We start from the raw sequence: 18,362 nt of genomic DNA, 5'->3' as shown, positions 1-18,362 counted from the left end.
TTTTCTTTTTCTGGCGCAAGGGCTGGTTCAAAAGCACCACCAGCTTAGACTCCCTACAGACCGAACGCTAGTTCCCGAAAGGGTATAGAAACTTGCCCCTTGTCCATTGCGTCAAATTGGCTTAGGGTGGGAAAGCAAAGGGAGTACTTGATATGTAAAAATACTCACTTACAGCCCTTTTCCCAAGGATGGCACACGCTCAGAACCGTGAAAGCCACTATGGAAAAGGATTGCATCCCCCTAATGTATTCCATATTCAAGAAAAGGGCTGTACTTAATGCATAAGTTTCGGTGTGAGTTAGGTATTACATTGCGATCGCCACCCCTCTCCACAACTAAGGGATTGAATTTGGAGAGTTCACCTACTGCAATAGAGCATTCATTTAGGAGACTGTATGAAAAGATTGGCACACTTGGGTGTTTTGGCAGGGTTAGTGAGTAGCCTGTGGCTCGCACCCGCCATCAGCCGCTATGACATTGCCACTGCCTTGCCCGAAGAACAAGTGCTGCGGATCCTCAACAATGTGCCCGTTTTTATGATCACCAATGACAAGGGGGAACCGCTGACCTTTGAGATGCCCAATCCCCAAGATCAAAGCAAGAAAATTCAAGTTTTTACCTTCTTTATCAATCAGCAGGATGCCCAAACTGCCCTGAACACCATTAAAACCCAGCAGCCGGATGTGGGTCGTGTGGCTCGGGTCTCCGCCGCCGCCCTCAGTGGGGCGGTGAAAATTGCCCTCGAAAGCCAAAAAAATCCTGCCATTGGTGTGGACATTATCCCCTCCAGACCGCAACTGCAAGCAGCGGTGAATCTGCTCAAACAAAGTGGCGATCTCGTCGAGCGCGATGGCAAAATCCTCACCAAGGATGGTAGGCCGTTTATGGGCGGTACCCCCCTCTTTTTCCTGGCAGATAGCAAAACAGGCAACCCCATCGCCGTAGAAGCACAACTACGCGAAAACGGCCAGAACCGCACCCAGCGGTTTATTCCCTTTTACTTTGATAAAACCCAACTCCAACGGGAAGTGGATCAAGCCCGCCAGCAGCGTCCTGAATTGGCCAAGGATACCGGGATTCGCGTCGTGATGCTGGATAATTTGGTGGCAACCATGCTGAGCACCAACGATCCCGTGGCGGGTCAAATTCAACTGGTACAAACCCCTGAGGCGATTCAGTTTGCCATGCAACAGAGCGGTGGCAATAATGCCCAGCGACCGAATCAAGCGAATCAACCCGCGTCTCCCCAGCGCCCAAATCAACAGGGGGGAGGTCAAGGCACAAACCGCAACCGCTAAGATACACCCATGCCCTGGCGACGCCTGCTAGCGGGAATTCTGCTCCTTGGCTTCCTGTGGGGGTGTGCTCTCCCTCAAGTCCGAGCAGAGGAGCGCTTGTTTCTGAATGTCGGGGTGGAATTTCGTGGCGAAGTCCAATTAGCCGTCGGCAGCCAGTGGCAGAATACCGAGGTGGGGGGGCTGTCAGGTTTGACCTACGATCCGCGTCAACAACACTTCTATGCCATTAGTGACGATCGCCAGCAACCTCGGTTTTACACCCTCGAGATCACTCCCGAAACCATTGCCCCCAAGGGCGTGACCTTTCTCCGGCAGGCTAATGGTGAGGTGTATCCTCCCAACACTGCCGACACTGAGGGGATTGCGCTGACCCCTGAGGGGCACCTTATAATTAGCAGTGAAGGGGTAACGGCCACGGCTAGCCCCCCTTGGGTTCAGGAGTTTGAGCGCGCAAACGGACGAACCATCGCAGCTCTACCTATTCCCAAGTACTATCTCCCCAATGGTCAGCAGGGCATTCGCAATAATCTCGGTTTTGAGGCACTGACGCTTTCTCCGGCAGGGGATCGCCTATTCGTCGGCGTGGAATCTGCCCTTGCCCAGGATGTCCGCCCCAATATCCCTATATACTGCCGCCTGCTCCATTACCTGCGGGGGGATGTTGCTCCTGTTTTACTAGCAGAGCACCTGTATCCCTTAGATGCCTCAGAGGCAGGGTTTAATGGTCTTGTGGAGCTACTTGCCCTTGACAACGGTGGCCATTTTCTCAGCTTGGAGCGCACCTACAGTCCAGGCGTAGGATATGGCATCAAGCTCTTTGAAGTGTCCCTAGCGGGGGCGACAGATACCCTTGGCATGGCCACGTTACCGGTTGATCTGCGCACCATCCGCCCTGTGCAGAAACGGTTGATTTTGGATTTCAAGACGCTGGGGATTCCCCTCACCAATTTGGAGGGAATGAGCTTTGGTTCCCCCTTGGCCGATGGGGCGCGATCGCTCTACATCATTGGCGATAACAACTTTGATGGCAAAACGCCAACCCAAGTACTGATTTTTGCCTTGACCGCTAAACCTTAGGCTTCAACCGTCAAGAGTCCCAACTGAGCCAGCAGGCGATCGCCATCTACGTGCTCCTGCATCATTTGTTCGACGCATTTGACTTTGGCGATTTCATGGAGACGCACCTGACCAAAGGCACGATCCACAATTTCCACGGCTGTCAGGGTGTCTAAGTCCACCGAGAGGATGGGAATTTCTAACTCTTCGGCCCGGGCAAGAATCGCAGGGGAAGGCGGCAAATGCCCAGTGAGGATCAGACAGTGGGTGGAGGTTTCCAAGGCCGCCCATTGAATATCGGTGCGATCGCCCCCGGTAATTACCGCCATATTGTTCGCTTTACGGAAATACTTCAGGGCAGCACTGACGTTCATTGCCCCAATGGTGAGTTCTTCTACCAGCAAATCCAAGCGATCTGGACGACACAAAACTTCGGCATTTAACTGCCGTACCAATTCCTTGACACTGACACTGCGCAGCAACTGACTGCGGGGCAACATACCAAAAACTGGAATTTGGTGTGCCTCGAGATATTGACGAATGGCAGGCAAGGGTTGGGCTTCAGGTTGGGGAATATCGTTGATAATCACCCCCAATAGGCGATCGCCCAATTCCGACTTGGCTAGGAAAAGCGATTCCACCACCAAGGGGGACTCATAGCGCACCACCAGTAAAATTGGTGCATCCAACACCGCTGCCATCTGAGCTAACCCCAAGTCAAACAGCCGCCCCTCTGCCAATGTGGCTGGGCCTTCGAGGAGCACCAAGTCTTCACTGTTGATATTGTGATAGGTCGCTAGGGCTTGGCGATAATCCTGCTGATCTGTGCCCATGAGCCGCGCCTTGATGGCTTCTGGCGTCAGCGTGAGCAATGTCGGTCGCACATTCTCTAAGTTGAGGGTTTCCTGTAAAAAACTGACATCGGCTTCCGTGTCTTCACTCTCGGTAGCGGGTTGGTATGTGCCCAAGGGCTTACCATAGGCAATGCGCAGATGGCGATCGCGACAGAGCTTGGCCAAACCTAAAACCGTTGCAGACTTACCGCTATAGGGCACAATTGAACCAATTAATAAATGCTTTGCCACCGTTTAGTTACTCCTCCCGCAACCCCAACCCTGAACACGCTATCCTTAGTCAAGCCGTAACAGCTTACGATAAAAGGCTTTAGAAAAATCGGCAATACGATGTTTTTTATAGTTAATAATTACATCAATGAGATGATCCACCAGTTCAAACGTGGTGATGGACATTTCGTACTGTAGATCAGGAGAGTTATCAAAGGTCACCGTACAGCGGGATAAATCCGCCGGCAAATTGGCGATCGTCCACGTGGCAACAAAATCAACATTGTTACCGCCTTCAATCCCCCGTTGTCCCTCCAACTGTCCCAGACGGTAGAGGGCGATGCCCAAGGGCAGCAGCGGACGTTTCTCAGCACGCATATAGGGGGCAAAGATATTGACTTCGCGGGGGTTGGCAGGCTGAAGTTGATCGAGGGCGGTCATGCAAGCATCCTTGTGTATTCAGTCTCACCGAGTGCTGAAGTCTATTCTACAGGCAGAGCAGGTAGCACGGGCGTCTTAGCTCTAGTAGCGCATTTGGGTTTGGTAACATATAGTTAACATCACTAACGAGCACTGCCTATGGTTTTTGATCCCGGAAACGCTAATTTCTACCAGTCTTCTACGGATGATGGGCAGCCTAACCTGCTCCTGAAGTACCTGCAAAGCCAATCGCCAGAAGTTTTGACCCGTATTGCCCGTTCCGTCAGTCCAGAAATTCGCCAAATTATCAGCCAAAATGTCCAAGGTCTCGTGGGGGGCCTTCCCTCCGAGGATTTTAATGTTCAAATTGCCACTGATCGCGACAACCTGGCGGGGTTATTGGCCTCAGCCATGATGACGGGGTATTTTCTGCGCCAGATGGAGCAGCGCATGGAACTGGAAATGAGCCTCGGCGATCTACCTATGCCCTAGGTTCTACCAACATACTTGATGTGAGTCTTGCTTGTGTCCGATCCTTGGCAACAGTTTAAGGCACTGCCTTGGCGATCGCTGGTGCCCACAGGTCTTCTCGTTGCCCTGCTTGCAGCGCTGTTTGATACGGGGCTTTACTATATTGCCGATGCCGTTGCATCTGTCCGCGAAGCGTTGATCCTCCTGCTTCAGCCTCCTTTGGTTCTCCTAGTCCGCCTTGGTCTGAGCATTGGCCTTGGAATGGTGGCGCTGATCTCTTTGGAGGTATGGTTTAACCCAGCGCCTATCCGTAGCGGCACCCTGTGGGCGTTATTTCTGTGTGTCCTTATGGCCAGTGTGGTCTTGAGCTTTTTTGGCGGCACCTTGGGACTGCGACCCCTATTTTTCCCCTTGACCGATGTGTTCCTCATTGGCACAGCCGTGGGGATTTTCTGGCAAGGTCGTCGCTACTGGCGGTATTAATTGGCTTCCTCAAGACGAGACGCGGGGAGCTTCGGAACGACAGCACTAATCTCAGGATTGAAGGTGGCATCAAAGGCATCAGCCCCCTGAAACAAATACCATACGGCCTCAATCACACAGGCAATGCGAGCAATGCTCCCCAGAGAACCGTAGGGCACCGTCGAAAAGAGTAGCCCCAGCATTAGGTAAACCCCACCCCACAGGGGTTGGCGCAAATAAAACTTATGGAGTCCGGGAAGAAAGATGCCGGCCAAGGCTAAGAGAATGGCGATCGCGCGATTACGGTAGTTCATTATTGCTCACTGTACAATGCGATACTCAGTTAATCTTTAGCACAACGCAACCTCGAGGAATCTAGATTGCCACCATCACTATCTGTTGCTGTCTTTATTTGCCTGGAATGGCAACCTCATGCCGGGGGACACGTCAAATGTTGGGAACGTTTTGCGGAAGCTGCCAGCCACTACCCAGACCGCATTGACCTGACCATTTACTTCCTTGGTGCAAAACAGCAAACCCTGGAGGTAGCGGCCAATGTTCGCTACCAATTGCTACCGCCGCAGTTCAGCACGCACTCACTGGAAATGATGCGCCAAGGGGCAGGCATGACCGATGTGGCTCCCTTGCACTGGGGATTGCGCCGTTATTTACCGCAACATCAGGTGTTTCACATTACGGATACCTTTAGCTTTGCTCAAACAGTGCGCCGCTTTTGTCGCCAGCACCATCGTCCTTTGCTCAGTTCGATTCACACAGATTTGCCCTTACTGACCCGCACCTATTCACGGGAAATTATTTGGCGCATGAGTGGCCGCAGTTGGGGACGAGAATTTTGGCGCTGGCTATGGCTGGAGAAATTGCAAGTGGATCAGTGGTTTGGTTGCCAAGCCGAACGTAAATTAGCGAGCTTTATGCGTGCTAGCGATCGCGTCCTAGTCTCGCGGCAGCAGGATGCCGATTGGCTGCTCACGTTTTTGCCCCCTGAGCGGGTGGCGTGGTTTCAGCGGGGCATCGATCGCGATCGCTTTCATCCGCGATTTCGCAATCCCCAATGGCTACGGGAGCAGTATCACCTGCCAGAGGTGCCGATCATGCTGTTTGTCGGTCGGGTGGATGCCAGTAAAAATGTCCTCCTGTTGGCGCGGGCGGCTCAAGTGTTAGCTCATCGAGGAAAGGCATTCCATGTGTTGATTGTAGGCGAAGGGGCACAGGCTACCCTTGTCAAAGACCTTTTGGGCGATCGCGTCACCCTCACAGGCAAGGTACCCCAAGAAAAATTAGGGGCAATTTATGCCAGCAGTGATCTATTCGTCTTTCCCTCAGAGTCGGAAACAGGCCCCAATGTGGTGGTGGAGGCACGGGCGGCGGGATTACCCGTCGTTATTTCTGGTTTTGATGGCGGACGCAAATATGTCCAAACCTCAGGAGAGGATGGGGTAGTGGTTTACAGTCGCGACCCCCAAGATTGGGCAGCCGCTATCACCCCGCTGTTAGACGATGCCCACTATCGCCAGCGGATGGGGACACAGGCACACCAGATCACCCAAGCGACGTGCCCCACATGGCAGGACGCCTTTGAGCAGAGCATTTTATGCCAATGGGAAGCGGTTGCCCAAGCCTACGGCTGGCCTCAAAAAGACTGATCCTCTAGAAGGGCTTCTAAAATCAAGGCCATATGAGTCCAGTGGGTTCCCCCCTGACAAAAGACAATATAGGGTGGACGCAAAGGGCCATCAGCAGACAGTTCCGAGGTGCTGCCATCAATAAACGTGCCCCCAGCCATCACCAGATCATCGGCATAGCCGGGCATTGGCGCGGGTACGGGATCAAGATAGGCACCCACGGGGGAGTAACGTTGCAACGTGCGGCAAAAGGCAATCAGCTTTTCAGGACTGCCCAATTGGATCGCTTGAATGACATCGCGGCGGGGGGCGAGGGGGGCAGGGTTGACAGGATAGCCCAGTTGATCAAAGACATAAGCCAAAAGATGGGCACACTTGAGGGCTTCGCCGACCATTTGCGGTGCTAAGAACAGTCCTTGAAAGAGCAGACGATGTTGATCAAACGTGGCACCCCCTTCGTAGCCAATTCCGGGTGCCGTGAGGCGATAACTAGCCTTCTCAATGAGATCAGCGCGTCCGGCTAAATACCCCCCCGCTGTGGCGAGCGTGCCGCCGGGATTTTTAATCAAAGAACCCGCAATCAAATCAGCGCCAACATGGGGCGGTTCTTGGGTCTCGACAAATTCGCCGTAGCAATTATCCACAAAACAAACGACATTGGGATTCTGCCCCTTGATCAGTTGGATCATTTTGCCAATGTCCTCAAGGCTAAGGCTCGGACGCCATGTATAGCCACAGGAACGTTGAATGAGCACCATGCGGGTTTGGGGTTGGACACAGGTGGCGATCGCCCCCCAATCGGGTTCGCCCGTGCTCAGGAGCGGAATCTCGCGATAGTGAATACCAAAGTCCTTGAGGGAGCCTTGGCCATGACCCCGCAGGCCAATCACCTCTTCTAGGGTGTCGTAGGGGGCACCCGCAAGGGAAATCAGTTCATCACCAGGGCGCAGCACACCAAATAGCGCAGTGGCGATCGCGTGGGTACCAGAAACAAATTGCACCCGCACTAAAGCCGCCTCAGCCCCCATCACCTGTGCAAAAACGCGATCGAGCACCTCGCGCCCCAGATCTCCGTGACCATAGCCCGTCATGCTACTGAAGTGATGCACCCCCAGCCGCTGCTGACGAAAGGCTTCCAGAACCCGATCCAAATTTTCCTTGACGCGGCCATCAATTTCCGCAAAGGTGGTCGCAAGTGCCCCTTGGGCAGCAGTTACAAGTGGAGTTTTCACGTCGAGACCAATGATTGAGCAAAGATAGTTCTAAACTAACGGCTGAGTTTTGGTAGGATAAATCCGTCCTCGCCACTGCTTCGGGCGCTGCCAAGAGGAGAGGGTAATTCGCAGGGCTGCTAGGGGATCCGCAAGGGGGGACAGCCAAAAGAGCCAGTGCCCTTGACCTGTCTGCCAATCATAGACAGGGGCGATCGCCAGCGTCATGCCCCAGCGGATCAGCACCAGGAGACCATTGAGCAGTGTCGCCATCTCTAGGGGCGGGGTGGGAGTCGTCACTGCCAGTGCCATCAAGCCCAAAACCAACAGGGGCAACGGTAATCCCTGTACTGCCCAGAGGAAATAGGCATCGCCCCACACTTGAGCGACTGGGGTTGCGTCCTTGAGGTCGAGCGATCGCCCCCATTCTCGCCAGGTTTCCGCCATCCCTTCATACATCCGCACCTTCAGTACCTTTGAGCCATCCCGAAAGGCCACCCGTGCCCCCATGGCCGCTATGGCTCGCACCAATGTGACATCATCACAAAAGGAAGAAGCGGCAACTTGGTAGCCGCCCATTGCCTCGAGGCGCGATCGCCGAATCAGCAGGCACTGACCATTGGCGAGAATCCGTGCGGGCTGCGTTTCCACTGGACGCGCTGCACCAAAGCGATAAATCAAGGTTAAGAGCAACGCTGGTTGCAGCCACCATTCGCCCCCCGTCTTGAGGATAAAGCGGGGTGAGAGGGAAATGAGATCCAATTGCTCCCGCTGCGCCGTCTCCAAAAGGCTAGCCACAAGGCCGGGCTGCGGTTGTGTATCGGCATCAATCCCTAAAATCCATTCACTCTCAGGATGGGCACGACAAAAGCCCGTATGTAATGCCCAAGGCCGCCCCACCCACCCCGGCGGTAAGGGAGGATCAAACTCCAGTCGCAGACGCGGATCGCGGTGTTGCGCTGCCCGCACAATCTCAGCCGTGCCATCTTGGGAGTGACTATCGACAATGAGAATTTCCCGCACCTCGTAGCCTTGACGCATTAAGCCCTCTAAACAGGGTTGCAACCGCTGTGCCTCATTGAGAGTGGGGACAACAATTGACACTTTGGCTAAGTTTTCTGGGCATGAGGGCTGGGGGATCAAGGGGGCAGGGCGTCGCCAACCTAACCCTAAACGGGCGATTAAAACAGCCGCCCAAGGTGCCTGTGCCACGATCGCGCCGCTGGCGATCGCTGCTAGCTCAACTGCAACGGTACTCAACGTTCTTCTGCCTCGTTGTCTGATGGGGAATTCGCTGGCAGCGGGGTATCCGACAGCTTCAGCCGTTTAATCGGTAAATTGGCAATCAAGGCCGTTGTCCGCTGATCTGACTCTAGGGAAACCGCTAGCCCCTCCGTTTCTAGCTCCACATAGCGGGAGACCACCTCTAAAATGTCTTGCCGCAGATTGTCCAAAATTTCTGGCGTCAGCGCCGTGCGATCGTGCGCCAAGACAAGCTTCAAGCGCTCTTTGGCAGTGGTGCGACTGGGAGGAGTGCGCGTAAACAGCCGCTCTAGAAGTTCACTGATCATCCCTTTGCCCCAAACAAGCGTCGAATCCGGCTGAATAATCCCCCGCTTACCGCCTCTAAATCGAGAAACTCAACCTTTTCCCCCTCCAAACGACGGGCAATATTCATAAAGGCCTGCCCAGCGAGTGACGGCGACTCTGCCAAGACCAAAGGTTCCCCCTTATTAGTGGAAACAATCACCTTCTCATCCTCAGGGACAATGCCAATCAGGGGAATAGAAAGAATTTCTTGGACATCTTCGACGGACATCATATCGTTGGCAGCCACCATTGCGGGGCGTAGGCGATTCAAAATGAGATGGTTATTGCGAATGCGGTAGGCCTCCAGCAGGCCAATCACGCGATCGGCATCCCGCACTGCAGCAATTTCTGGGGTGGTCACCACCAAGGCTTCCTGAGCGGGAGCAATGGCATTGCGGAACCCCGCCTCGATTCCTGCTGGACAATCAATGAGCACGTAGTCATAGTGCTTGCTCAGGGCTGAAGCCAACTGTCGCATTTGCTCTGGGGTAATGGCATCCTTATTACGGCTTTGGGCGGCAGGCAGCAAGACCAGTTTATTGAGGCGCTTATCCCGCACAAGGGCTTGATCCAAGCGACACTGCCCCGTCAGCACATCAATGGCAGTATAAACCACCCGATTTTCCAAGCCGAGTAGTAGGTCAAGGTTGCGCAAGCCGAAATCTGCATCAATGAGCACCACCGATCGCCCGAGTTTGGCCAAAGCAACACCAATATTGGCACTGGCGGTTGTTTTCCCCACGCCCCCTTTACCCGAGGTAATGACAATCGTGCGCCCCATTGAACTCCCTAGGAATTGGCTTACTAGAATAGATTATCTCAAGGTGCCTTGGATACAGCGAGGGCTCGCCCCCAAGTATAGGCAGGGGCAATCTGAATCCCTTGGTCTGTGGCGTAGGCCACCTCTGGGTAAGGCGGGTTTGGCGGATCCGGTGTCCGCGCCAGTAGATCAGCAATCCGTAACTGTGTAGCTGCCATTTCGAGGGTCATAATCCGCGCCCCTAGATGACCCTTAGCACCTGCGTGGGCAATCCCCCGTAAGCGTCCCCAAACGATAATATCTCCGGCGGCAATAATGCTGGCACCGGCATTGACATCGCCAACAATGATCACACTGGCATCATGGTGAATTTCCATCCCCGATCGCAGGGTTGTTTTCAAGTAGAGGGGATTGGTAGTGGGTTCTGGGTCAGGATCGGTCTCCTTGGCCAGTAAGGGCGGCAGTACCCCCTGTTGGACACTGTAGCCAAGGGTAGCAGCGGCGATCGCCGTCTGGCGTCGTTCCGTAATAATTTTGTCCAGTCGCAACTGATGCTCGCTGAGGGCTTCGGCCAACTGTTGAAGCTGTGACTGATCTAAGAGCCGCTGTCCACAGGCACAATCCACGGGTAAGGTCTCTGACCAGAGGTGTTCTTGACCGACAAGGTAGAGTTGCAACTGTGGCCACAGATCAATCCAGTCTAAATCGGGGGGTAATGTGAGTCGGTAGCGCCCTTCACCGTGTTCTAAAGCAAGGCCACTGACAATCGGTGTACTTTGCTCAACTTCAGGGGTCGCCTCAGGGCTTTCAGTCTCTTCCGAGGCAGGTTCCTCTACAGGGGTTGACTCCGCCTCACTCATGGTTTTTCCACCCGCAGTCGCTGTGTAATCAAGACCATGCCCGTATCCCGAATTAAGGCCACAGAGACCCAACGGTTGCCGGGTTCTTGGGGGGCACGTCCCACCTTAAAAATGCCACCCGCAGAGAGAAGTTCCAGTTTCACGGAGCTGGGATTGGCGTAGGTTTGGGCATTGATGGGCTGGTCGCTGGCAGCGCCAAGGAGAATCGCATTGCCAATGGGTTCTTGAACAATGGCATCAAGGCTAAATTCCTCACCCGTACGCACCGCTTGGGGGAGTGAAAATTGAACCGTGGGCGGTGTTGTACCAATGGTGATCGTGGTTTTTTCGTTGGTAATGTCTTGGCGGATGATTTTGCCATTGCGGATGACTTGGGTGGCTTGCAGATTGCCACGAATATTTTGCGGGCGATCGCTGGTGCCGCCCGTACCTTCAATGGTGGTGCTAATGTCTAAAATCCAATCATCGCCCCGCTGTTGCCAACGGTTGACGGTTGTACGGTAGCGGATATCGCGATAGGGTTGCCAAAATGTCGGCAGTTGTTTGCGCAATATCTCAAGGGTGAGACCATCCCCTGTTTTGAATTCAGGGTCATAGAAGGCCAAGACGGCGTCTAAATTCTTTTGACTAGCGGCTGTATCCAAGCCATTGACCACTGACTGCACCGATTGCGGCAAGGCAGCCGGAGTAGCTTGCGCTAGGGGAGCCGCCCAAGTTCGTTCCGTCACACCTCCACAAATTGCTGCCAAGCCAAGGGCTGAAACCAGAAAATAGCGACGCATTGTGAACCGCCTTTGCTCCTAGGGTCTATTCATCATCAAAATTGGCGGAGTTATCTTGCTCGTCAGTGGGGGGACGATCCAAGGGTTGATAGGGCACATACTCACTGCCATCAGTGGTGGCTTCGGGACGGGGAGGGGGGGGACGGCGACGGGTGGGGCGATCGCTCACTACAGCGGTTTCGGTGGTGGGTGGCGGGGGACGGCGAGTAGGACGGCGCGTTGGCGGCGGTGGAGGATAGGGTTCATCGACGATCTCATCTGCTGCTGGTGTGGTCGGTCGCGGACGCCTTGAAGGGGGACGCCGTACACTGGGACGGCTGGGGGGTTCAGGACGGGGCGGGCTACTGCGGCGGGTATCTTCCACATCCTCGTCTTCATAGCGCGATCGTGACACATCACGGCTACCGCGGATTCGCCGCAGGGGTGGGTACTCCTCCTCTTCTTCCTCATCGTAGGGTTCGAGTTCCTCTATTTCTGCACGGTAGGTGTAGCTGCGGCTCACGGGTCGCTCTTCATCCACAATCGGAGTATTTCGCCGCGCCTGCTCTGTGGCTATCCGCCGCAAACGAATACTTTCGTAAGCAAAAAAGGCAGCGGTGCCCGTCAGCAGAAACTGGCCAAAGAGCAGAATCGGATCAAGGCGCCATCCTTGGAAAAAGAGAATCCCACCGCACAGGAGAGCCACTGCGGCAAAGAAAATATCATGATCTCGCGCTAACTCTGGCTGAATCGAGCGCAGAAAATAGAGGAGCGCCCCAGCAACCGCTAGGCCAATTCCCAAAATGCCAGCAGGCCCAAGCCCGACATTAACAATTTGACCAAGGAGAGGGGAGAAGGAAAGATAAGTCATTTAACCCATTGACTGAAGGGGAAAATAAAACCGAGAGCCATAGCCTTGTGGCCATGACCCCATTGTAGCGACAATGCGCAACTGCACCCGTTGGTCTAATGCCTAGGAAGAACGCTGCACTTTGTCAATTTGGCTGATGGTGATCAGGGCAATAAAGGTGAGACCCAAAACCACAGCTCCCGATACCAAACCAATAAAGAAACCTTTGAGGGAAGGCGTAATCGTCAACAGTAGAGGGTATGCAGAGTGGATCATGGCTGTTGCTCGCAGGTCAAAGTGAACACTAGGATTTTAACAAAATCTGGCTTCGCTGCTCATTAGACCCCGTGCCGCCAAGCTCGTAGTCGCGTCAGCAGCCGTTGCTGAAGGCCTTCCCAAAACGCAAAGGAAAAGAGTCGTTGGGGGGGTTCTCGCGGTACCAAGCCAATATTGGCACCAACGGGTCTAAGCGATCGCCCCATGGCCATCGCCGCTTCGCGAGCCTCTTCTTCAGGATGAATAAACGTGAGGGTGGGAGCGGGTAACCAACGCGCCAGTTCGCAGTAGCGATCGCGGGGATGATTTTTTACTTGTCCCTGCACCACCAACGTCGCCGATTCACCACCATCCATCGCTGTTGCATCAGTTACGCCCTGCTCTAGTAAAAACGCCTGAAGTTGGGGAAACGAGACTCCTGGCGAACCACCATTGCCCCGCCCATCGCTGACGACGAAAATATATTCATTGCCCCGTCTGCCAAGAATCGCCTTGGGGGACGTGCGATCGCTCCCATCAACGGGTAGCTTGCTGCCGTCTTCCAAAAGTTGCTGCGAGCCACTGACCACATTAAAGGGCTGCTCTGGTAACCTACCGCGATAAAACTCAATCCCTCCTTGAGCAGGAAAATTCACCACTCCTGAATAGCCCCCCTCATAGGGACGCACCACCTGACCATTCACGATGTAGGCTCCGAGAACCCCCGCTGGAATCGTGCCTCGACCGCTCAAGCATGTTTGCCGCAGTGCTTGGTAACTAATGCCCTCAGGATGGGACTCCCCCATGATCCATTTTTGATAATCCTCAAAAGAGGACAGGGATTGAGCATGCAACCAGCGGAAAAAATTGGTATTCATCGCTGCCACAGCTCCCGTCCGCCGCGCAAAAGCCGCTGTCGTTTCTAGATAGGTATCTTGGCCATTGGGGGCAGGTTCTGTCATGACCACCCGATAGTCTGCCATCGGCGCAGCCACCATATAGACTTGCGTTTGATCCACTCTATGGGTCGAGTACTGAAGAGTGGCTAATGAGACGCCACTCCAAGGCAGCCCACTCAGCATTTATATTTCCTCCGGCCCAGCCTTCAGTCTCGGTGCGCTATCTTTAGGACGCAAAAACAGATGATTCTGTCCCCAAGCTGCTTTAAGGATAGTGAATAAATCCACATAAATCTTTAGGTTCTTTTAACCCACATCCCTGGGGAATCTGCCTAGGATCAGGGTGGGATTTTTCTGGACGCTTTGGCACCATGGAACAAATACCCGCTTCAATTTGGACACTCACCGCTGGCGTTGTTGTCACCCTGATTAGCTTTTGGGTTGGACATCACCATGGCCTGCTGCCGGAACAGGCCTCTGAGCAGGCTCCCCTGGTGGATAACTTCTTTGACATTATGCTCACAATTGGTACCGCTCTCTTTTTGGTGGTACAGGGTGCCATCATCCTCTTTGTGATTCGCTATCGCCGCCGTGCCGGTGAGGAAGGGGATGGCCTACCCGTAGAGGGCAACTTACCCCTAGAGGCCTTCTGGACAGCAATTCCTGCCCTGATTGTGATTTTCCTTGGTATCTACAGCGTGGATATTTTCCAGCGCATGGGGGGACTAAATCCGGGGGATCATGCCATGCACTCAATGCATACGCCCAAGCCGGCGATGGCGGTTGTTGCCGAAGCCCCCTCCAAAACCACCAGCGATGCAACTGCCCTCTTAGCAGCAGCGCCAACCCCTGAAATTGGCATTGGTGCCAGCCCTGATGTTCAAGGCAAGGCCCCAGACGTAGTGGTGGATGTGACAGGTATGCAGTATGCGTGGATTTTCACCTACCCCGACAGTGGCATTGTCTCCGGCGAATTGCATATCCCAGTGGGCAAGGATGTCCAATTAAATCTCTCCGCTCGGGATGTGATCCATTCCTTTTGGGTGCCCCAGTTTCGCTTGAAGCAGGATGCGATTCCGGGTGTGCCCACTGAACTGCGCTTTAAGGCCACTAAAGTTGGCACATACCCCGTCGTCTGTGCTGAACTCTGTGGTGGCTACCACGGTGCCATGCGCACACAGGTGATCGTGCATACTCCGGAGGATTTTGAAGCGTGGCGCAGTCAAAACCAAGCGATCGCAACGGCTCCAGTGATCCCCTCCCTGAGCGATCGCCATGTCGAGGAGATGGGCGTCACCCCGCAATTGGTGGCGCAAGTAGAAGCAATGACCCACCACCATTCTCCGGCAAAGCTTTAGTTTTCTTCCTACTGTTGCATTCTTGAGAGAGTTATGGCACAAGCACAACTGCCGCTAGATACCCCCTTGTCGCTCCCTGAGCATCCCAAGGCGTGGAAGTGGTACGACTATTTCACCTTCAATGTTGATCACAAGGTGATTGGCATTCAATACTTGGTCACCGCCTTTATCTTTTATTTGATTGGCGGGCTGATGGCGGTGGCGATGCGCACGGAGCTAGCAACGGCAAATTCCGATTTCCTTGACCCGAATCTCTACAACGCCTTCCTCACCAACCACGGCACGATTATGATTTTCCTGTGGGTTGTGCCGGCAGCGATCGGGGGCTTTGGCAACTACTTGGTGCCCTTGATGGTGGGGGCACGGGACATGGCTTTTCCCCGCTTGAATGCCTTAGCCTTTTGGCTGAACCCGCCGGCCGGGGCATTACTCCTAGCCAGTTTCCTGTTTGGCGGTGCCCAAGCGGGTTGGACCTCCTATCCGCCTTTGAGTACGATCACGGCCACCACTGCCCAGAGTATGTGGATTCTGGCGATCGTCCTTGCGGGCACCTCCTCGATTATGGGATCGGTGAATTTCATCGTCACCATCTGGAAGATGAAAGTGCCCAGTATGCGCTGGGATCAATTGCCCCTCTTCTGTTGGGCAATGCTAGCGACCTCTCTGCTGGCTCTAGTGTCAACTCCTGTGCTGGCGGTGGGGCTGATTTTGCTGCTGTTTGATATTAACTTTGGCACCTCGTTTTACAAACCCGATGCCGGTGGGAACGTTGTCATTTACCAGCACCTTTTCTGGTTTTACTCTCACCCGGCAGTGTACCTGATGATTTTGCCGATCTTTGGCATTATGTCTGAGGTGATTCCAGTTCATGCCCGTAAGCCCATCTTTGGCTATCAGGCGATCGCCTACTCCAGTTTGGCCATCTGCTGCGTGGGCCTCTTTGTGTGGGTACACCACATGTTCACCAGCGGTACGCCCCCTTGGATGCGGATGTTCTTCACGATTTCGACGCTGATTGTCGCGGTGCCCACAGGAGTAAAAATCTTTAGTTGGGTCGCCACCCTCTGGGGCGGCAAAATTCGCCTCAACAGTGCCATGCTCTTTGCCATTGGCCTACTGTCAATGTTTGTCCTTGGTGGCCTCAGTGGTGTGACCTTGGGGACTGCCCCGGTGGATATTCACGTCCACGACACCTACTATGTGGTGGCACACTTCCACTACGTGCTCTTTGGTGGTTCCGTGTTTGGTCTCTATGCGGGGATTTACCACTGGTTCCCCAAAATGACGGGACGGCTCCTAGATGAGCGACTGGGAATTCTGCACTTTATCCTCACCCTCATTGGCACCAACCTCACCTTTTTGCCAATGCACGAGTTGGGACTCAAGGGGATGCCACGGCGAGTGGCCATGTACGATCCGCAGTTTGAGTCGATTAATCTCATTTGTACGATTGGCGCCTTTGTCTTGGCCTTCTCAATTATTCCCTTCCTGATTAACATCATTTGGAGCTGGAATAAGGGCAAAATTGCGGGTGATAACCCTTGGGGCGGTCTTAGCCTAGAGTGGACGACCAGTTCGCCGCCGCTGATTGAAAACTGGAAAGTGCTGCCTGTGGTCACCAAAGGTCCCTACGACTACGGCATTGAGCAGCGTAAGGGAAGCACCGATGAGGATGATGACGAGAAGGAGTAGGACACCATGCAAGGTACTGTTGACTCCCAAGCGACGGCCATAGCCGTTGATCATGCCCATGAGCACCCTGATTTTCGGGTTTTAGGGTTACTGGTCTTTTTGATTTCTGAATCCCTGATGTTTGGTGGCCTCTTTGCGGCCTATTTACTCCTGCGGGGCATGCATGAGCAGTGGCCACCGGAAGGCACTGAGGTGGAACTTCTTGTGCCCACCATCAACACCATCATCCTTATCTCCAGTAGCTTTGTCATCCACTACGGCGATGTTGCCATCAAAAAGGATGACGTTCGCGGCATGCGCAAATGGTATTGGATCACGGCGGCCATGGGGGCGGTGTTCTTGAGCGGTCAAGTTTATGAGTACCTCACCCTCGGCTACGGCCTGCGTACAAATGTCTTTGCCAACTGCTTCTATGTGATGACGGGCTTCCACGGCCTCCATGTCTTTGTCGGCATTTTGCTGATTTTGGGAGTGATCTGGCGATCGCGCCGCCCCGGACATTACAACGCCCACAAGCATACAGGGGTGGCCATGGCAGAGATTTACTGGCACTTTGTGGATGTGATTTGGATTATCCTCTTCACACTGCTGTATATCCTGACTCGCTTTTAGGGACAGGTCTTGAACTGGGGCGATCGCGGATCAAAGTTGCACTGATAGACTACAGGTGCTTGCCAACTCAAGGGAATTTCCAAGAGGTCACGGGTACCTGTAATTCCCTGCAAGAGGAAAAGAACAAGGGCAAGGGAATTCAAGCCAATATGAATCCGCCGCCACGTCAGTGATCGATCTTGGTAAATCTCTCGCACAATGGCCACAGAAAAAATCATCAGCATCACAGCCGCCAAGCCAAAGTAAAAGTGGGAAACCCACCACTCGTCATCACGGCGAAAGACCCCCGGCTGAAAGGCCAGAATGATCACCCCCATCCCTGAGAGCGTGGCAAAAACAGCACGCCATAGCTTCGATTGAGCGCGATAGAGAAGCACGGTTGCTGCAATAGTGACAATAAACATCAACGCCACGAGGACAACAGAGAGCGGTTGCAGTGTCTGATTCTCCGCCTGCATCAAGAAGCCCTGAAATCCAAACACGACTGAATAGGCCAAGGCGACCATTGTGATACCAATGACGGCAGCGGCTAAGAGATTGCCCAATTTCACGTGCAAACTGCCGACTGTGGCAGGAATTGAGGTGGTGTCTTTGAGGCGACGCTGCCGCGTTTGCAGGGCAAAGAAGGTCGTGATACCAATCACGGGAAAGACAAATGTGCAGGCCAAGATGGGATGCAACAGCAAGATGATGTCTTTAAGGTTGAGAAACATACTGGCTAAGAACGATAAGGCCAATTTTAAGGTAACGAATCTAGGGGCGGGGCAAATCAAAGAACAGCACTTTTGTCAGTAAGCCAATGGTGGCCACCAACAGGGTCACTAGGAATCCCCAAAGCCGTGCATCTGTGCTCGCTTGTCGTTTAGAAATGTCCTGCAATGTGGACTTTACCGTATCAATCTGCTGCCCTAACTGTACTTCTGTGGAATTGATCCGCTGCTCAAGTTTGGCCTCTACAGCATTCATCTGTTGTTCCAGCTTGGCTTCGACGGCATTGATCCGCTGTTCGAGCTTGGCCTCTACAGCATTCATCTGTTGTTCCAGTTTGGCTTCGACGGCATTGATCCGCTGTTCGAGCTTGGCCTCTACAGCATTCATCT

At 53.8% G+C, this 18,362-nt stretch carries 22 protein-coding genes; 8 read left to right on the top strand and 14 right to left on the bottom strand.

Annotated features, from left to right (window positions below):
- Positions 1–395: 395 nt before the first annotated feature.
- Together IGQ15_RS10645 and IGQ15_RS10640 are read left to right on the top strand one after the other, a co-directional pair.
- Positions 396–1,298: a Tic22 family protein gene (locus tag IGQ15_RS10645; protein ID WP_297051591.1), complete on the top strand. Its 903-nt coding sequence runs from the start codon at positions 396–398 to the stop codon at positions 1,296–1,298.
- Between the two features lie 9 nt (positions 1,299–1,307).
- Complete coding sequence (locus IGQ15_RS10640) at positions 1,308–2,375, top strand: esterase-like activity of phytase family protein (RefSeq protein WP_297051590.1); 1,068 nt, start codon at positions 1,308–1,310, stop codon at positions 2,373–2,375.
- Here IGQ15_RS10640 and IGQ15_RS10635 read toward each other — a convergent pair.
- Together IGQ15_RS10635 and ebsA are read right to left on the bottom strand one after the other, a co-directional pair.
- Complete coding sequence (locus tag IGQ15_RS10635) at positions 2,372–3,439, bottom strand: phosphotransacetylase family protein (RefSeq protein ID WP_297051588.1); 1,068 nt, start codon at positions 3,437–3,439, stop codon at positions 2,372–2,374. The genes IGQ15_RS10640 and IGQ15_RS10635 overlap by 4 nt on opposite strands.
- A 45-nt stretch (positions 3,440–3,484) precedes the next feature.
- Positions 3,485–3,859 (bottom strand): type IV pilus biogenesis protein EbsA, encoded by a 375-nt coding sequence (gene ebsA, locus IGQ15_RS10630; RefSeq protein WP_297051587.1) that lies wholly within the window; start codon positions 3,857–3,859, stop codon positions 3,485–3,487.
- Between the two features lie 138 nt (positions 3,860–3,997).
- Here ebsA and IGQ15_RS10625 point away from each other — a divergent pair, with 138 nt between their 5' ends.
- Together IGQ15_RS10625 and IGQ15_RS10620 are read left to right on the top strand one after the other, a co-directional pair.
- A complete protein-coding gene (locus tag IGQ15_RS10625; RefSeq protein WP_011057859.1) occupies positions 3,998–4,330 on the top strand; it encodes a DUF760 domain-containing protein in 333 nt (110 codons plus the stop codon).
- A 33-nt stretch (positions 4,331–4,363) separates the two neighbouring features.
- Entirely contained in the window at positions 4,364–4,792 is a 429-nt protein-coding gene (locus tag IGQ15_RS10620; protein ID WP_297051585.1) for a hypothetical protein, read from the top strand.
- Here IGQ15_RS10620 and IGQ15_RS10615 read toward each other — a convergent pair.
- Positions 4,789–5,085: a hypothetical protein gene (locus tag IGQ15_RS10615; RefSeq protein WP_297051583.1), complete on the bottom strand. Its 297-nt coding sequence runs from the start codon at positions 5,083–5,085 to the stop codon at positions 4,789–4,791. The genes IGQ15_RS10620 and IGQ15_RS10615 overlap by 4 nt on opposite strands.
- Positions 5,086–5,151: 66 nt before the next feature.
- On the opposite strand from IGQ15_RS10615, the gene IGQ15_RS10610 reads away from it, so the two are divergent.
- The gene (locus IGQ15_RS10610) at positions 5,152–6,435 is read left to right on the top strand and encodes a glycosyltransferase (protein WP_297051581.1); all 1,284 of its coding nucleotides are present in this window, start codon (positions 5,152–5,154) and stop codon (positions 6,433–6,435) included.
- Here the strand turns inward: IGQ15_RS10610 and IGQ15_RS10605 are convergent.
- The 9 genes from IGQ15_RS10605 to IGQ15_RS10565 form a co-directional block, all read right to left on the bottom strand.
- Positions 6,423–7,646, bottom strand: coding sequence for a methionine gamma-lyase family protein (locus IGQ15_RS10605; RefSeq protein ID WP_297051579.1), 1,224 nt, complete (start codon positions 7,644–7,646; stop codon positions 6,423–6,425). The two genes, IGQ15_RS10610 and IGQ15_RS10605, sit on opposite strands and share 13 nt — an antisense overlap.
- Before the next feature lie 30 nt (positions 7,647–7,676).
- On the bottom strand, positions 7,677–8,885 hold the full coding sequence (gene cruG / locus IGQ15_RS10600) for a 2'-O-glycosyltransferase CruG (RefSeq protein ID WP_297051577.1): 1,209 nt from the start codon (positions 8,883–8,885) through the stop codon (positions 7,677–7,679).
- Positions 8,882–9,196: a cell division topological specificity factor MinE gene (minE, locus tag IGQ15_RS10595; RefSeq protein ID WP_297051575.1), complete on the bottom strand. Its 315-nt coding sequence runs from the start codon at positions 9,194–9,196 to the stop codon at positions 8,882–8,884. Before minE ends, cruG begins: the two co-directional genes overlap by 4 nt.
- Complete coding sequence (gene minD, locus IGQ15_RS10590) at positions 9,193–9,996, bottom strand: septum site-determining protein MinD (protein ID WP_297051573.1); 804 nt, start codon at positions 9,994–9,996, stop codon at positions 9,193–9,195. The genes minE and minD overlap by 4 nt, the downstream gene beginning before the upstream one ends.
- Positions 9,997–10,034: 38 nt before the next feature.
- Positions 10,035–10,835, bottom strand: a complete 801-nt coding sequence (minC, locus tag IGQ15_RS10585) for a septum site-determining protein MinC (RefSeq protein ID WP_297051570.1) — start codon at positions 10,833–10,835, stop codon at positions 10,035–10,037.
- The gene (locus IGQ15_RS10580) at positions 10,832–11,617 is read right to left on the bottom strand and encodes a hypothetical protein (protein WP_297051568.1); all 786 of its coding nucleotides are present in this window, start codon (positions 11,615–11,617) and stop codon (positions 10,832–10,834) included. Before IGQ15_RS10580 ends, minC begins: the two co-directional genes overlap by 4 nt.
- A 25-nt stretch (positions 11,618–11,642) precedes the next feature.
- Complete coding sequence (locus IGQ15_RS10575; RefSeq protein WP_297051566.1) at positions 11,643–12,467, bottom strand: Ycf66 family protein; 825 nt, start codon at positions 12,465–12,467, stop codon at positions 11,643–11,645.
- 102 nt (positions 12,468–12,569) lie between these two features.
- Entirely contained in the window at positions 12,570–12,695 is a 126-nt protein-coding gene (locus IGQ15_RS10570) for a photosystem II reaction center X protein (RefSeq protein WP_181496844.1), read from the bottom strand.
- Positions 12,696–12,784: 89 nt separating this feature from the next.
- On the bottom strand, positions 12,785–13,783 hold the full coding sequence (locus IGQ15_RS10565; RefSeq protein ID WP_297051563.1) for a phosphodiester glycosidase family protein: 999 nt from the start codon (positions 13,781–13,783) through the stop codon (positions 12,785–12,787).
- Positions 13,784–13,971: 188 nt separating this feature from the next.
- Here IGQ15_RS10565 and IGQ15_RS10560 point away from each other — a divergent pair, with 188 nt between their 5' ends.
- Genes IGQ15_RS10560 through IGQ15_RS10550 form a run of 3 tightly spaced genes read left to right on the top strand, consistent with a single transcriptional unit; the run spans position 13,972 to position 17,262 of the window.
- The gene (locus tag IGQ15_RS10560) at positions 13,972–14,958 is read left to right on the top strand and encodes a cytochrome c oxidase subunit II (protein ID WP_297051561.1); all 987 of its coding nucleotides are present in this window, start codon (positions 13,972–13,974) and stop codon (positions 14,956–14,958) included.
- Between the two features lie 33 nt (positions 14,959–14,991).
- A complete protein-coding gene (gene ctaD / locus IGQ15_RS10555; RefSeq protein WP_297051560.1) occupies positions 14,992–16,650 on the top strand; it encodes a cytochrome c oxidase subunit I in 1,659 nt (552 codons plus the stop codon).
- A 6-nt stretch (positions 16,651–16,656) separates the two neighbouring features.
- On the top strand, positions 16,657–17,262 hold the full coding sequence (locus IGQ15_RS10550; protein WP_297051558.1) for a heme-copper oxidase subunit III: 606 nt from the start codon (positions 16,657–16,659) through the stop codon (positions 17,260–17,262).
- On the opposite strand, the gene IGQ15_RS10545 is transcribed toward IGQ15_RS10550, so the two are convergent.
- Together IGQ15_RS10545 and IGQ15_RS10540 are read right to left on the bottom strand one after the other, a co-directional pair.
- A complete protein-coding gene (locus tag IGQ15_RS10545; protein WP_297051556.1) occupies positions 17,259–17,975 on the bottom strand; it encodes a DUF4079 domain-containing protein in 717 nt (238 codons plus the stop codon). The two genes, IGQ15_RS10550 and IGQ15_RS10545, sit on opposite strands and share 4 nt — an antisense overlap.
- A gap of 40 nt (positions 17,976–18,015) precedes the next feature.
- The coding region (locus tag IGQ15_RS10540) for a hypothetical protein (RefSeq protein WP_297051554.1) at positions 18,016–18,362 on the bottom strand (347 nt) is incomplete at its 5' end.

The sequence above is a fragment of the Thermosynechococcus sp. M98_K2018_005 genome (assembly GCF_015295825.1).
In the GTDB taxonomy this organism is placed as follows: domain Bacteria; phylum Cyanobacteriota; class Cyanobacteriia; order Thermosynechococcales; family Thermosynechococcaceae; genus Thermosynechococcus.
This window is presented reverse-complemented; position numbering and strand designations above follow the sequence as displayed.

What these genes read in the sequence shown, in the direction of transcription:
- IGQ15_RS10580 (WP_297051568.1), bottom strand. Translation starts at nt 11,617, where the DNA reads ATGCGTCGCTATTTTCTGGTTTCAGCCCTTGGCTTGGCAGCAATTTGT.
- IGQ15_RS10625 (WP_011057859.1), top strand. Translation starts at nt 3,998, where the DNA reads ATGGTTTTTGATCCCGGAAACGCTAATTTCTACCAGTCTTCTACGGAT.
- ebsA (WP_297051587.1), bottom strand. Translation starts at nt 3,859, where the DNA reads ATGACCGCCCTCGATCAACTTCAGCCTGCCAACCCCCGCGAAGTCAAT.
- minD (WP_297051573.1), bottom strand. Translation starts at nt 9,996, where the DNA reads ATGGGGCGCACGATTGTCATTACCTCGGGTAAAGGGGGCGTGGGGAAA.
- minE (WP_297051575.1), bottom strand. Translation starts at nt 9,196, where the DNA reads ATGATCAGTGAACTTCTAGAGCGGCTGTTTACGCGCACTCCTCCCAGT.
- IGQ15_RS10550 (WP_297051558.1), top strand. Translation starts at nt 16,657, where the DNA reads ATGCAAGGTACTGTTGACTCCCAAGCGACGGCCATAGCCGTTGATCAT.
- IGQ15_RS10575 (WP_297051566.1), bottom strand. Translation starts at nt 12,467, where the DNA reads ATGACTTATCTTTCCTTCTCCCCTCTCCTTGGTCAAATTGTTAATGTC.
- IGQ15_RS10565 (WP_297051563.1), bottom strand. Translation starts at nt 13,783, where the DNA reads ATGCTGAGTGGGCTGCCTTGGAGTGGCGTCTCATTAGCCACTCTTCAG.
- IGQ15_RS10560 (WP_297051561.1), top strand. Translation starts at nt 13,972, where the DNA reads ATGGAACAAATACCCGCTTCAATTTGGACACTCACCGCTGGCGTTGTT.
- IGQ15_RS10640 (WP_297051590.1), top strand. Translation starts at nt 1,308, where the DNA reads ATGCCCTGGCGACGCCTGCTAGCGGGAATTCTGCTCCTTGGCTTCCTG.
- ctaD (WP_297051560.1), top strand. Translation starts at nt 14,992, where the DNA reads ATGGCACAAGCACAACTGCCGCTAGATACCCCCTTGTCGCTCCCTGAG.
- IGQ15_RS10645 (WP_297051591.1), top strand. Translation starts at nt 396, where the DNA reads ATGAAAAGATTGGCACACTTGGGTGTTTTGGCAGGGTTAGTGAGTAGC.
- IGQ15_RS10615 (WP_297051583.1), bottom strand. Translation starts at nt 5,085, where the DNA reads ATGAACTACCGTAATCGCGCGATCGCCATTCTCTTAGCCTTGGCCGGC.
- minC (WP_297051570.1), bottom strand. Translation starts at nt 10,835, where the DNA reads ATGAGTGAGGCGGAGTCAACCCCTGTAGAGGAACCTGCCTCGGAAGAG.
- IGQ15_RS10545 (WP_297051556.1), bottom strand. Translation starts at nt 17,975, where the DNA reads ATGTTTCTCAACCTTAAAGACATCATCTTGCTGTTGCATCCCATCTTG.